Source organism: Cellvibrio sp. ATLC23 (assembly GCF_057196725.1).
This window is the reverse complement of the sequence record NZ_JBXUOS010000010.1, coordinates 179,756-194,405: the sequence shown is the minus strand read 5'-3', so window position 1 is coordinate 194,405 and position 14,650 is coordinate 179,756. Positions and strand designations below refer to the sequence as shown.

The following is a 14,650-nucleotide window of genomic DNA, read 5'->3' as shown; positions in this document are numbered from 1 at the left end:
GGATGCTCATCGTGGAGCGGGATTCGATCCCAATAGGACTCCGAATACATTAGCGCAAACCACCTCATTGTCACAAAAGTGATTGCAACAATGAGGGGAACCATACATTTTATTTAACCAATGCATTATTGGTCAATCAATAGTCGCGCTGCCCTCCTGTAACACCACCACCGTTTTTTGGCTGTCCCAATAATATTTTTTGGTGACGACCAGATCCGTTTTTCCGGTGTTGGTAATTTTCGTATTGGCGCTATAGGGATATTCCTTACCCGCTTCCATGACATTGCTCACTGAAGAGCTGCTCGCAGCAGCACTACTGGCTGGAGCGCTGCTGGAACTGTTGCTCTTCTTTTTATCGCTGCCGCCGCAGGCCACCAAGCCAACTACCGATAACAGGAGTAATGACTTAACCATTAATTTTTTCATAATCTGCTCCTGTTACTTAGCTGCCGGAAAGGTGAGAGTCATATCCAATGAATTGCCGTTCACCATCATCTTGGTCAACGCTGGGCCAGCGGCTTCGGGTTTGAAGACTTCTACAAGACCGGATGCCTGCGTAAAGATTTGCACCGATTGCAACGCATCGCCGGTAATATCGACAAACACCTTGCGCTCATCTTCTGCCGCAGAGGTTTTGCGCATTCCCGGTTTATTGCCGGGATTCCAGGTGCCTGAAAGCTTCAGACTTACAGAAGCTCCCGTCCCGGTGAGGGTTCCTGTTCCCGTGACAGTCTGCCCTGAACCGAGGGTAACACTGGTAGTTCCGCCACTAAACCCACCGGTTCCCTGACCGAGACCGATGCTAAAACCACCTGTTCCGCCAGCTCCGGCTCCACTAAGCCCACTTATTCCAAGCCCAGCTGTTGAGCCGCCCGAACAAACTATAGACGTGCATTGGGTAGCGGTATAGGAAGCACCGCCCATCAAACCACTGCTAAGTACGGTCCCCGCGCCGTAGAAACTGCTAGTCACACCTGAGTTGCCACTCGCTGCTGTACTTACCAAGGTAGAGCCGTCCGCAGTCGACGTGGTGGAGGTATTTCCCAAAATAGTGGTGGTGCCAAGCGTAGTTCCTGTCGCGCTGTCCGCCACTTGTATCACGGTGCCTTGGGTCGTTTGATTTATCGACATATTCGACCCTGGAATAGTACCCAGGTTGAAATCAGCGCTATTTGGAGTAGAAGCCGAGATAGTGGTTCCTGAGGTGGTTATTACAACTCTTGAGGAATTACCGGTAACCGGGTTGTTGGTTAACAGGGTTGTAGAGCCCTCACCTACAGTGACTAGCGCCTTAAGGTCATTGGTTGATACTGAACCGCCAGGCTGAAGTGTGCCGTCCGAGGTTTGCGCACCTACTGTCACGCTGGTAGTCGTAACTCCGGACTGTGTGTTGGTGGTGGTGGCCACATTGGTCTGGGTGCTGTTGCCTTGATTATCAGGCGCGCTGGTTTTACTCGCTGTATCGGTGGTTGTGGTGTTAGTCACAGTGGTACTGGCATTACAACTCTCACAAGTCACAACTGGCGTATTGCTCTTTTGTTTGAAATTGGCATTAGCCACCGGGCAACTCGCGCCGGCACAGCGCGCTGGATCGGTGATGGACTCCAATTCGTAGCCCACATTGGGCACGACTTTGCAGTGTTCTTGTACGAGTGGCACATAGCTTTGGTCGATTCCGATGAAGATCCCGAGCAGATCTTTATCGCACCAAACACTACCCGCACCTGCCGGCGTAATCACAATTCTGCTGTTGTACAGAATACCCGTGTTAACGGTGAGATGTTTGTCGGTAGACATATTTTCAATGATACAAGTCTGACCCTCTACCTTGGTGCACTCCCCACCCCAACCTTTGAAGGTGACATCCCTTGAGAGTATATCTGCCTCAAACCTACAGCTTACCGTCTTCCCTAGTGATACCGGGTTAGCGGAACATCTAAGGTGACTGGCAATCGACACGCCATTGACCAAAATCGGAAGGCTGGTGGAGTTGCCCAATATAGATTGCATGGATGCGGTAATCGTAAAGGTAGATGCCACATCAAACGCTGCACTGACCGTTTTGTTGCTAGTTAGGTTTTGCATTGTGCAGGTGCTGGTGGTAGCGGCTGCACAATCTCCACCCCAGGATGCAATACGATAGCCGTCATTTGCCTTGGCCGTGCAGGTCGCTGTGCCGCCTTCCATTACGTCCTTGGAGCAGGTGACAAAACCGGCACCAGCAGGCGATACGCTAGTGCTGACGTTATAGATTGGCAGCAACTCAAAAGTGGCAGTCACCGATGAATTCGCCGTCACGCTGGCAATAGCACAGCTGCTCCCAGTACAAGCACCAGTCCACTCTTTCAAACGATAACCCGCGGCAGGGTTGGCCGTACAACTTGCGCTATTGCCGTGATTGACCGGGGTGGTACAGCTGACAGAACCCGCATCAATCGGGTTGGCGACAGCAGTGAGGCTGTAGCTGTTGATGGTGAAATTCGCCGTCACACTTTGATTGGCGGTGACATTACTGAAGCTACAACTCGTGCCGTTAGCACTGGGGCAACCGGTCCATCCGCTAAAGCTGTAGTCAGTATTGGCCGTGGCGCTACAGCTGCCATTGCTGCCGTGGCTGACACTGCCATCGCAACTGACACTACCCCCTGCTGAGGGTGAGGCGCTGCCGCTAATGCTGTAGCTGTTCAGGCTGAAATTAGCGGTTACGGTTTTAGCGGATGCAACACTGGTCAATACACAGCTGCCGCCGCTGCAGTCACCACTCCAACCGGTAAAGCTGTAACCCGTGTTAGCACTCGCGGTACAGGTGCTATTGCTACCCCCATTTACCGGGTTAGGGGAGCAGGAGGCAGTACCTGAGCCTGAGGTGTTAACGGTGATATTAAACGTTGGACTAGTAAAGTTAGCCGTTACCGACTTGGCGCCGGTTACACCAGTTAGATCACAGGTCGCACCGGTGCAATCGCCGCTCCAATTGGCAAAGGTGTAACCGGGATTAGTGGTGTAGGTACAGCTGGTGTCGCTACCGTGATCAACCGGATTACTAGTGCAAGTCGCGGTACCGGCCGGTGCAGGACTCACCGCTGTGGTGATCGCATATTGATTAAGGGTGAAATTCGCTTGCGGGTTCAAACTGCTAGTGACGTTATTCAAAATACAAGTGGCACCTGAACAATCGCCCGTCCAATTATTAAAACTGTAGCCGGGGCTGGCAGTGGGTGTACAGGTGGTATTGCCACCGTGAACCACCGGATTATTAGTACAACTCACCGAACCGCTACTGTTTGGGCTAATGCTTAAAATCAGGTCGTAGCCCTTATTGGCCGAACAGGCATTAGCGGCCGTGTCGGTGCCGCCGCCCGTACCATTACAACCCCATGTGTAGGTGGTAGGGTTTGATGTGACTGCCGTTGCTGCACCTGCGGCGCACAAATCAGCGGCAGGCGCAGTGGAAAACACGCCACCGACCGCCGAACCACAGGCGCCATTCACTGCACTGGATGCGCCTATAGTCACTGTCTGTTGAGCCGCAACATCCAATTCGAAAGGGAACATGGGATCCGCCATCTCGGCAGTATAAATCCCTGTGCTTGAGCCTATTCCTCCGCCCGGAGTAAATACGTAATCGCCTGGAGTTGCTGGATTGGTTACTCCACCAACCACTACCGTCACTTGGGTATTACCCGGAACACTCACACCACCACCAATCGTGGTATTCACCGCAAAACCAACCGTTTCGCCACTACCATAGGATGCACGGCAAATGGCTCCGCCTGGGTCTGGGTTCAATGTAAACGATGTAATGCGATCGCAAGCTCCGGCGGCAACCGAAAACCCCGCCGGAAATGTCACATATAAAAGTGCAGTATCGGCATTCAAATCCGATTCGGTGGTGTAGGTAAATGTGTAGCTAGTAGTCGCGCCAGCAGTGTTATCTGCCGGAGTTACGGATACACCCGTTAACGTGCCCGCCAGAGCGGCCTGTGCAGTTAAGATCAAACCTGCAAGCACCGGCACTTTAGCTAAAAGCTTCAAAGGGGATGACGCCATAAAAATTACCCTGCGATAAATTAAAGAAATCGGTCGGGTTCGGCGATTGGACGTTCAGGCATTGAAATATGCGAAAAACGAAAAAATAGTTATAACCAAGCCGATTTATAAACCCGATTGCTAGCTAACAGCCTAGCAAGCAATCACGAAATCGCTACATAGTGTGACGCAGTTATCTATATCGATTCTTTATGTTTAAAGAGAATTAATGGCAAAGCACTTATAAAAAAAGCCCCAGTGCAGAACACCGGGGCTTTTTGTTTGCTCTTGCGTTAAGACTTAGCGTTTCTGGCAAGCCACCTTGCCCAATCCCAACACATAGTATTTATCACCCGCGAGTGGTGAGTTGTAGGGGATCTGACCGTGTTTACCGGCGGTTGCGCTCACATAATCCACTAACTCCTGACCGGCGGCAAAACGCCAGTTGTTGATAGTAGCGCGTGAGACTGCGCTGTAATTATTGGCCAGATTGGCGACTGAACCATTGCTGGCGGTCAGCGCGGTTTGAGTGCTGGAGGTCAGGTTACAAGTTGCACTGCCGAACCAGAGCAGGTTGCGATCATTGCGGAAGTTGCCGTCGCTAATATCCTTGAACAGGTTGCTGCTGATTTCAGCCAGCGATGCTTCCACTGAACTCTTTTCCTGATGTTCCGCATTGACTACAAACACACTGTCTTCCATCAAGGCGCTGGCGCCCACCCGCAAACTCAAAATTTGATTGCGATAATTCACAAACACATTGTTGAACATATGAGTGGTACCGCGGCGCAGTAAAGGTACTCGACGCAATGTATTACCCAACAGCATGTAGCTATCGTCAGTAGTGACAAACGCGTTGTTGTGCATGGTGGTAGTGATTTGTGAATTAATGGTGCGGCTGTCGCTGGAACCGTGCAATACCGCGCGCTTCACATTCACTAAACGGTTGAATGACATGGTGATGTCATAGGCGCCGACTTTTACATCAAAGGCAGAATCACCGGTAGTATCGAAGGTGTTTTTGTGAATCCAGATATCATGTGATGCACCGGTGGAGCGAATCATATCCGGGTCAACATAGTGGTCTTCGGTGTGGCCTGCGCCCTGGAACTTCAGGTGGGTCAGAATCACGCTCTCGGAGGTTTGGGTTGGTGCGCCGCTGCTGTCTTTACCAATCGCAAAACCGCTGAACAGGAAGTAAGCCTCGCTGCCGCGACCGTCGAGGGTTTTGTTAGAGCCAATCGCCGGGATACGGATGGGAATATCTTTGTGGTTCATGGCTTTGTTGAAGAACTCGGTGCGGCACGCCGCTTCGCCACTGATACCTTTGCTGCTGCACCAGGATCTGTAATCGTTGCATTGCGCTTCAGTGATGCCCATCAAAGATTGCACAGTGCTGTTGTTACAGTAGGTGCGATACATGCCAATTTCAGACGGCTGCGCGAATTGGATTTTGTCGAACACAATCCAGTTGTGCGCATTGTCGGTCAGTGCGTTCAGCAATTGCTGCTCAACCGAAACGCCACCGGTTTTGGTGATGATGGTGAGTTTGCTGTTGCCATTAGGGTCGAATCCACCCAGCGCTTTTTCACCATAACCCACTGGTTTGCCGAGGGTTTTGGACAGACAGGAGACGATTTCCTGATCGGTTTTGAGCGACGTATCGCGCCAGTTCACCGAGGGGTTAGTCGCCAATTGGATACAGGCGGCGCTGATAGTGCCGTTATCCACAATCACTGACGATGAGCTGCTTGATTGGCTGGATGCAACACTGGAACTGCTCGGTGCAACTGACGCCTGACTGCTAGATGAGCCCACTACAACCGCGCCGCCGGTGACAGTCAGCTGGTCGATATTGGGGCCGCCATCGTCGCTAGTCGATACAGCCCGAATTACATTGCTGCCCGCGTTCAGGTAAGCGGTAAATGATTGCTCCGCCCAGCTTGCCCAGGCACCTGTGCCATTAAAGGCCAAACCGGAATTCACTACTGTGCCGTTGACGCTGATCGACATAGGGCGATTAGTGGTGGTGCCATTGGCAAAGCGGAATGTCAGGGTCGCATTACCTGCGCTAGCCTGATTCACGGTCCATTGCGCAGAGCTGCCGACCAGATTATCGAAGTTCACAAAACCGCTGCCGTTAAAACCGGTGTGGTTGGACTCTACTGCCGCTTGCGACAGGCTAGCGCCCTCCGCTTGGTACACCTGTGTTTGGCTCGCTGGTGTACTGGAGGCTGGCACACTGCTAGGCGCAGTCGATGACTTGCTGCTGGCTGGTACTGAGGATGCCGGCTTGCTGGAAGCGGGAGCAGAGGAGTTGCTCACGGCACCGATTTTACCCACGCCCACGTTTGCCATCACAATTGCTGGCACATCGTTGGCTGCATCCATTTGCACACTGTACGGCACTGACACAGAACAGGTCGATTGCAACTGACCATTCACTACCGCAGGAATCACCAGCGCGCCATTACCCACGGTGCGGCTGTAATAGATTTCCGGTAACACAGTGTTGTCGTTGTTGGTCTGCCAGCAGCCGGGGGTTGATGAATCGTCCGAGGCGATCAGCGGATTATTCGCGTTGTAGAAGTAGTTGCTCTCTACCAACGCCTTGGCGTTCATGCGCGAGTTGATCCCATGGAACATGTAATCGATGGAATCGTTAGACCAATAGTTGTTGTACATATGTACCAGAGCATGGCGAATTAACGGCGTGCGCTGTTCAATGTTTTTGTACCAATTGTGATGGAAGGTGATGTTGGTATTTTTGTTGTCGCTATCACTGGAGCCGATCAAGCCGGCGCGGCTGGAATCGTTAAACAGGTTGTAGGACACAGTCACGTTGGTCACCCCGGCTTTCATATCCAGCAGTGAGTCGTAACCGTCTTTTTCACCACCGGAGGCTTCCAGCCAATTGTGGTCGATCCATATGCGATCCACATTGGTTTCCATGCCGATCGCATCACCGCCGTTAGAGGTCGGTGAACCGCTCTTTTTCACATTCCGGATGTGCACGTTTTGAATGATGATATTGGACGCATCGCGCACATGAATGCCTATCTCATCAAACAGTGCGTTAGTGCCAACACCGATGATTGATACGTTGCTCATCTGCTTGATTTCAATCACATCGGACTGGGTATTACAGCCCTGCGAAGTGGTGTTGCCATGGTTAATCGTGCCGTTAACACGAATCACGATAGGTTCGCTCATGGTGCTGCGGCCACAGAGCGCCGCGTTTAGCTGGGTACCGGTCGATACGGTCACTACACTGCCACCGGTACCGCCGGTGACATTGGCGTAGGCCGCAAAACCTTCCATCTTGGCCGGGCGAATTGCGCCGTTGTAAGACGATGGTGCGCTAGAAGTCGCCAGCGATGATGCCGGAGTGCTTGAAGCAGGCGTACTGCTCGGTGCCACTGAAGAAGCGGGTTTACTGCTGGGCGCTACCGAGGAGGCTGGCGCGCTGGAAGAAGCGACAACCAAGGTGCTGGTTACCGACAGCTCATCCAGATTCGGGCCGCCATCACTCGCAGTCGATACCGCGCGAATCACATTGTTGCCTGCATTCAGGTAGGCGGTCATGGTTTGAGTCGCCCAAGTCGCCCAGGCGCCAGTGCCATTAAACGCCAAGGCTGAATTCACCACCGTGCCATTCACGCTGATCGACATAGGGCGATTTGTAGTAGAGCCATTGGCGAAACGGAAGCTCAGGGTCGCATTGCCTGCGCTGGCTTGATTTACTGTCCACTGGATAGCACTGCCAACCAGATTATCGAAATTCACAAAACCACTGCCGTTGTAACCGGCGTGGTTAGACTCCACTGCAGCTTGCGACAAACTACCGCTCTCCGCTTGGTATACCTGTGTTTGCACTATGGGAGCTGCGCTAGAAGCCGGTTTGCTTGAGGCGGGAGCACTGGATGGAGCGACACTAGAGGCGCCAGTCGCGTTATAGACTTCAATCTCCGCCATCCGCAAGGGCGAGCTGCCACTGACGATCAGGTTCAGCTTTTTCATCGATACTGAACCCAGGTTCACCGTGCGCGCGGCGCCTATGCCGGTACCGGTGGCTAATACATCGCCCGTATCGTTATTCACTAGCTGCCAGCTGGTGACTTTGCTGCCAGACTCGCGCAACACCACCGTATTAAATGCCACCTCACTGCCCCATTTCACCGAGACACGCTGATTGGAAGTGCCGCTAGCTTCGGTAAAAGTGGCGGTATCGGCATCGCGTACCAATTTGGTATCGCTAAAACCGGAGCCGTCGGCGCCCGCACTGGGGCCGGTCAGGGCAAGGTTGGAACCGAGGGTTTGTGCCTGCACCGCGCAGGCGAGCACACTGGTCGCTGCTGTCAAAGCCATATACTGGCCAATACGACAGGAAAGTTTCATAGATGTCATAGTTTTTACCTTGATCGTAGCTGTATCGTTGTTATTCGGATTTTTAAGCCACACGCACAGGCGCGACTACCCTCAGTTCTCCGCTGAAGGGGCTTTGACCGAAAACACCGATAGGCCTACCGCAAAAGGTAAAGGCAATGACTGCTGAATAAATTCGCAGCACTTATGATTGTGGGTATTAAGTAACACTCTGGCGATGCTTAAAGCACCTTGGCTGACCGGGATTATTGTTGTTGGATTCCCGAGTAACCTATAGCTAAGCCCGAAGGCTGTGTTTTTAAAAGGTCTGTACAGTCTTTGTACACTTAAAGGACTTACATAGTGCGCCCACAGAAAAATCAGGTCAACCATAAAATAGGGGGTTTTCTCCGTTTATTGTGATGGAAATTCAAAAACAGCCAATGATTACGATTACATATTTCTTCATGAATCCATGTAACCGTTATATTTTTCTTTTTCTATACTCAGCAACAGCCAAAGTCGTCAGTCAGGGAAAACCTCACTTCACATTGCATTCAACTACGCTGATTTGATCTCCGCCCAGTAGAAACTATGCTAAAGAAGAGCTTTACGCTTAGCTTAATGACCACAATTAACAACCTATTGGGATAAGGCACTTAGGGTGCAACATATGGATTTTAATATTCCGCTATCCACTATCATTTTGGCCGAACTGACGCTGGTGCTCTCGGTACTTTTGGCGTTTGTCATTAGGCGCATGTTGCGTCAGAAAAAAATCATCGAGAAACTATTAGAGAGAATACAAGGCACCGAAGACTCTGGCGCTAAAGCTGGTGACACCTTCTATGACAAAAATCGTGCACCTTCTCGCCAACCAGGTATCTCCGATTATTTTGCATTTGCACTAAACGATTCCCAGCAACGCTTTAAAAAATTTACCGGTAGCAGCCTGCTCGATCTCGATAAAAACCACCCGTTCAGTGGCAAAATTGCCGCCTTACGTCATCTGTATTTAAGTGCAGAACAAGAAGTATTTGCAGAGCGCGGCATTACGCACGCCGGCTGGGGCACCATAGAACGGACATTGGCTCCCATAGTGCAGTGGACCGATCAAAACGCCAGTCAACTGGAAAAAGCTATTAGCGATTTACAGCGACAATTGCGCAGCCGCGATGATGAAGTAAAACGCCATCAAGCCAAAAATGCGCATTTGCTAAAACGTCTGGAAAATCTGCGTAATGAACAACACAGCATGGAGCACCTTAACGCCAAAAACAGTAGCCTTATTGAACATCTCCAAGGGGCGCTGGAAAAATTAAAAAAAGCTCCTGCTACCAGCAATGAGCCTAACAAGCCAACATTTTCGCTGCCGCTTAATGATCGCTACATTGAACAATTTGGTGAAGCCAATTCGGTAGAAAGCCACAATCTGCGCGCACTGCTCCACGAAATCAAAAATACGCAATCCACATTTAGCCCCGCGCAACAAAAACGTATAGAAAGCCAGGTTCACTTATTGGAAGTGGAATTATTAAAATCGGATCGCCACGTCAATGATTTAAAGCAACAGCTTAAAGAAGCAAAATTGCAAATTACCAACTACGGCTTAATGCGTATGAACAATGCGCCCGCAGGCGAGATTAATTCTTTATATGATAACTTGATGCAAAAAATTGCACCGGAAAATCAAGAGGATCCTGACACTATTATTGCGGAAATTAAACACCTGCAAGCAAGTAACAAGCTTCAACACAACACAGTTAATAGCCTTGAAAATGAAATTTCAATTATAAAAGGCTCACTCAGTAGCGAAAACTCTGACGCAGTTAATCAAGAAAAAGAAAAAGAAATACAGCGGCTGGAACGGCTCGTTAAAGAGTGCCAAGGCTGCATAGTGATTTTGGAGCAAGAAGTCGACAGTTTATACAGCCGCCTGCAAGAACAAGCCTCACAATTAAATCAGGCTCCAGTTATTGATGCGCCATTAAATGACGATTTGTTATCAACAGAAGAGGGGCATTCATCTAACTTTGAAGAAGCTGAAATGCTAGTGCAGGAACTGCAAAAAACGGCGCTGAATTACCAGCATGTATACGCCATCAATATGGTTCTTTTGGACTTTCTGCAATGTCAGGACTTTGAGAAGTTGACTCAACTTCTGCAGGACTTTATCAACCGCTTCAATCTGGCTGCTGGTTTTTATATCGACTGCAGTGCAGGTAAAACCGAATATGCGCCCGAGCATCTGGTCAATACCCAAGACCGGCATCAGCTAACCACCCCTGACACTGAGGACCAACTAGTACACCTTGAGCATGGTATTCTATTCAACTACACCAATATTCGTGCGTTAAGAAATAATACAGCGCAGGACTCCGACACAGAGATGTTAGATACCAATTTCCAAATGGTCATTGCCGCAGCCAATGAACGGCTTAATGATTTAATCCATTACTTACAGATTTCCGAAAAAGAACAAAATAGTGTAGTAATTAACGCCCAAATCAAAGAAATGCTCAACAATCTGAATATACGTTACGCATTTCAAATAGATGAAAACCGCAAAACATTCGAGCACTTTCTTAACGAGTTACGCCGCGCTTACGGGCTATTAGAATTAAAAGGCCCAGGTGCCGTCGTACTGGACAATGCCGTAAATGAATTCGAAATGCGCATGTCCCTCCTCCTCGAAAGCGGCGAAGCCATCGATAAAGAAATTTCGCTACTAGTCGAGAAAACCGAAAAGGTTTGATGCCTGGTGTTTTGCCCTATATTAACTGTTTTCAGTTCAACCCACTCAGGCAGTGATCTATTACGCAAACAAAACATGCAAAATATATATACGCCACTTATTGACAGCTCAAAAAATCGGCGTATTATCGCGCCCAATTTCCAGGGTGCTAAAAACACTTTGCTGTTCAACCCGACAACTTGTTTGTCACAACTTATGGAGTACTCAATTATGACTTACGCGAACTATACCAACCGCTAAAAACCTTTTGAGTATTCAGACTTGGAAGGTAATAACAAAACCTTCCAGTCAGGCGCAACACCAAAGCCCTGATTAGGAAACTAATCGGGGCTTTTTCTTTTCTGTATTTCGAAAAGCCAACTCGAAGGTTTCATTTTTTTTGTAATGCAAAGTGATTTTTCAAAAATTTCACTTAAGGGATTTCTATGCCTGTAAAAATTGAATTAAACAAAAATTCGGGAAATGGTTTTAAACCGGTAAAAATTTACACCCGCGATATTGAAAATGAAGCGCTGACGCAACTGAAAAAAATTGCCGAGCTGCCCATTATTCATTCGCATATAGCCGCCATGCCCGATGTGCATTTAGGCATTGGGGCAACTGTAGGCTCGGTAATACCAACCTTAAATGCGATTATTCCCGCTGCGGTAGGTGTGGATATAGGTTGCGGTATGAGTGCAGTGCGACTGTCAATTAAATCTTCGCAGCTGCCGGACAATCTCGGCGCCATGCGCAGTGCAATTGAACGCGCGGTGCCAGTGGGCTTACAGGCGCATAAAACGGTGAGCATTCGTGAAAGCGCGTGCAAACAAATGGCAGCCGGTGTGGATTGGTTATTTGAAAAACATCCTGCAGTGATGAAGATGTTAAAACAGCCGAATACCCTTTGGACTAAACAAATGGGCACTCTCGGCGGCGGCAATCACTTTATTGAAGTGTGTGTGGATGAACATAAAGACGTGTGGATTATGTTGCACACGGGCAGCCGTGGCATTGGCAATGCGATTGGACAATATTTTATTGCCCTCGCCAAAAAAGATATGGGCAAACATATTCACAATTTGCCCGATAAGGATTTGGCATATTTCACCGAGGGCAGCGAGCACTTTGTGGATTACGTTGCAGCGATAAGTTGGGCACAGGAATATGCGCGCTTAAATCGCAATGAAATTATGGGGTTGGTATTGCGTGCAATAACACCGTTCTTACCCAAGTTTCACGCCGATCGCCACGCCATTAACTGTCACCACAATTATGTGAGCCGCGAGCATCATTTCGGCGCAGATGTAATGGTCACTCGCAAAGGCGCCATCAGTGCACGCGAAGGTGAGCTGGGAATTATTCCCGGCAGCATGGGCGCAAAATCTTTTATTGTGCGCGGCAAAGGCGATGCCGATTCATTTTGTTCCTGCGCCCACGGCGCCGGTAGAAAAATGAGCCGCACTGCCGCACGCCATGCATTTAGCAAAGAAGATTTAATCGCACAAACCAACGGTGTTGAATGTCGTAAAGATAAAGCCGTGATTGACGAAATCCCGGCGGCATACAAAGACATCGACGAAGTGATGCACAACCAATCTGACTTGATAGAAGTGGTTCACACCCTCAAACAAGTCTTGTGTATAAAAGGATAATGATATGGACGATAGATTATTGGATGAAGTCATCGCCTGCCTTCCCAAGGAGCGAACACAATTTTGTTATTTTAAGGATCAGTACGCAGTCTATTTACTCAAGCAGTATTTGGGTGCAACCACTCAAGGTGATATTCACAGCATCAAACAATCAAAGTTGAAAAAACTGTTGGACAAACCGCTAGTGAAAGACACCCTTAAAAATTCAGGCAATGGACGGCTTGAAGTAGCGCAACTGGAAAACGTGTGGTCAATGCAAACCGAGCACTATGTGTTAACACTTGGCAGGTGGGGTCATAAAAAACGTTATGCCTGGAACCAAACATCGCGGCCCGGTGCAAACCTGGTATTGCAATTAAATTTGAGCAATGAATTTGATGCAAGGTTTAAAGCAGTAGCCGGTTGCCATTTAAATAGAATGACAACGTCAACTCATCCTAAAAGCCGCAAACGCATGGCAACACTCGCATGGGCAAGGTTGGATATGGATTTCAATACCGGTGAAATTCTGATTGAAGAAATTCAATCCGATTTAATCCGCGATCTGGAATACACCTACAAACGCGCCTTAAGCGCAGGGAGCGATAGTGAAATGCGGATCTATTGGAGCCGCAACACAGTAGACCGGCAAAAAGTAGCGGCCTATTGCGAGAATATGATCGCTGAGAAAAAAAAGATTTGGTCAGAAGCCATGATGGCGGCAACACTTTGGTTTGTGCAGCAAGAGCTGGGGTTTAGCAAAGTTTATTATCACACCTTCGATACCGGAAAAGTAATGAAGAAGATAACAGGCTGCGCACCACCCCGCTCTCTCTACACAGATTTACCGGAGAAATTTTGTTTTGAAAAAACAACTCAAGCACCGCAATTTATCGCCAATGATGCAAAAGCAAAACGCCGCTTAAAAGCGGCAAACAACCCGGAATGGTTTTTACTAGCCAGTTAACAGGAGGCAATCATGCCCAATCAGCAAGAAAACAAGCCTGCAAAAGGTAAGAAACAGGAGCGACGCAACGGCCATGCATTTCATCCGATTATGAGTAAAGGTGGAGTGCATGAAAAAACCGAAAAAGCCAAACGAAAAGCGGCCAAACATGAAATGAAACACAAGGTTAACGAGTGGTTTGCAGGGAAAGGAGGATCAGCAACCGCTCGTTTGAATGCACAAGAGAGCAGTCCAAAACATACGATAATCACGCTGCACTAAACCAAATCGGTGTTTTGGACTGCTCTGCTTGTACGCCACAAGATTAATGTTTAGTGGCGGCTTAATTTCTAATCCCGCTTATACAAGGCTTCAATCGTGCTCGATGCGAGGGAATGTGCATTCACCATATAACCGGTGAGTGCGCCTGAGGCATTGGCGGGCAATTCCAATTTTTTAGATAAAGCATGTACGGTAAATTGATAGCGATGCACACCGTGGCCTTGTGGTGGGCAGGCGCCACCAAATGCGGCTACACCGTAATCATTTTCAATTTGCACACTGCCTTTAGGCAAGGTTTTGCTCTCGGCTTTACCGGCGCCGGTGGCAATACTGGTGACATCGGCGGGGATGTTCACCACCTGCCAGTGCCACCAACCGCTGCCGGTGGGTGCATCCGGGTCATAGGCGGTGATTGCAAACGCCACTGTGCCTTCAGGTGCACCGCTCCATGAAAGTTGCGGCGAGAGATCATCGCCCGTGCAGCCAAAACCGTTAAATTCCTGCGCTTTTTTCATGTGTTTGCCAGCGGCTATATCGCTGCTGGTTAGGGTGAATTTTGCTGGCTCCGCCGATACACCCAAGGGCGCCAACAAAGAAACGAAAAGTACCAATCCGCTTGTTAGGTTTTTCATAAACACATCTCCTATCAGTAATGTTGTG

Annotated in this window: 8 protein-coding genes; 4 read left to right on the top strand and 4 right to left on the bottom strand. The window is 49.2% G+C overall.

What is annotated here, in order from left to right:
• Positions 1-132 precede the first annotated feature (132 nt).
• From AC2CG4_RS15925 to AC2CG4_RS15915, 3 genes are all read right to left on the bottom strand, one after another.
• Positions 133-426 carry a hypothetical protein gene (locus AC2CG4_RS15925; RefSeq protein ID WP_484487209.1) on the bottom strand — a complete coding sequence of 98 codons (294 nt, stop codon included), beginning with the start codon at positions 424-426 and terminating at the stop codon, positions 133-135.
• Between the two features lie 12 nt (positions 427-438).
• A complete protein-coding gene (locus AC2CG4_RS15920) occupies positions 439-4,050 on the bottom strand; it encodes an InlB B-repeat-containing protein (protein ID WP_484487208.1) in 3,612 nt (1,203 codons plus the stop codon).
• Between the two features lie 279 nt (positions 4,051-4,329).
• Positions 4,330-8,436, bottom strand: coding sequence for a pectate lyase family protein (locus AC2CG4_RS15915; RefSeq protein ID WP_484487207.1), 4,107 nt, complete (start codon positions 8,434-8,436; stop codon positions 4,330-4,332).
• A 631-nt stretch (positions 8,437-9,067) separates the two neighbouring features.
• Between AC2CG4_RS15915 and AC2CG4_RS15910 the strand changes: the two genes are divergently transcribed.
• The 4 genes from AC2CG4_RS15910 to AC2CG4_RS15895 all read left to right on the top strand — a co-directional run bounded on the left by AC2CG4_RS15910 (position 9,068) and on the right by AC2CG4_RS15895 (position 13,990).
• Complete coding sequence (locus tag AC2CG4_RS15910; protein WP_484487206.1) at positions 9,068-11,149, top strand: hypothetical protein; 2,082 nt, start codon at positions 9,068-9,070, stop codon at positions 11,147-11,149.
• Positions 11,150-11,574: 425 nt separating this feature from the next.
• Complete coding sequence (locus AC2CG4_RS15905; protein WP_484487205.1) at positions 11,575-12,783, top strand: RtcB family protein; 1,209 nt, start codon at positions 11,575-11,577, stop codon at positions 12,781-12,783.
• A gap of 4 nt (positions 12,784-12,787) precedes the next feature.
• The gene (locus AC2CG4_RS15900) at positions 12,788-13,729 is read left to right on the top strand and encodes a hypothetical protein (protein ID WP_484487204.1); all 942 of its coding nucleotides are present in this window, start codon (positions 12,788-12,790) and stop codon (positions 13,727-13,729) included.
• A gap of 12 nt (positions 13,730-13,741) precedes the next feature.
• The gene (locus AC2CG4_RS15895; RefSeq protein WP_484487203.1) at positions 13,742-13,990 is read left to right on the top strand and encodes a hypothetical protein; all 249 of its coding nucleotides are present in this window, start codon (positions 13,742-13,744) and stop codon (positions 13,988-13,990) included.
• 68 nt (positions 13,991-14,058) lie between these two features.
• Here AC2CG4_RS15895 and AC2CG4_RS15890 read toward each other — a convergent pair whose 3' ends face one another.
• Positions 14,059-14,622 carry a YbhB/YbcL family Raf kinase inhibitor-like protein gene (locus tag AC2CG4_RS15890; RefSeq protein WP_484487202.1) on the bottom strand — a complete coding sequence of 188 codons (564 nt, stop codon included), beginning with the start codon at positions 14,620-14,622 and terminating at the stop codon, positions 14,059-14,061.
• Positions 14,623-14,650: the final 28 nt, after the last annotated feature.

Coding starts and splice junctions, on each gene's coding strand:
- AC2CG4_RS15925 (WP_484487209.1), bottom strand. CDS start 426: ATGAAAAAATTAATGGTTAAGTCATTACTCCTGTTATCGGTAGTTGGC.
- AC2CG4_RS15920 (WP_484487208.1), bottom strand. CDS start 4,050: ATGGCGTCATCCCCTTTGAAGCTTTTAGCTAAAGTGCCGGTGCTTGCA.
- AC2CG4_RS15915 (WP_484487207.1), bottom strand. CDS start 8,436: ATGACATCTATGAAACTTTCCTGTCGTATTGGCCAGTATATGGCTTTG.
- AC2CG4_RS15910 (WP_484487206.1), top strand. CDS start 9,068: ATGGATTTTAATATTCCGCTATCCACTATCATTTTGGCCGAACTGACG.
- AC2CG4_RS15905 (WP_484487205.1), top strand. CDS start 11,575: ATGCCTGTAAAAATTGAATTAAACAAAAATTCGGGAAATGGTTTTAAA.
- AC2CG4_RS15900 (WP_484487204.1), top strand. CDS start 12,788: ATGGACGATAGATTATTGGATGAAGTCATCGCCTGCCTTCCCAAGGAG.
- AC2CG4_RS15895 (WP_484487203.1), top strand. CDS start 13,742: ATGCCCAATCAGCAAGAAAACAAGCCTGCAAAAGGTAAGAAACAGGAG.
- AC2CG4_RS15890 (WP_484487202.1), bottom strand. CDS start 14,622: ATGAAAAACCTAACAAGCGGATTGGTACTTTTCGTTTCTTTGTTGGCG.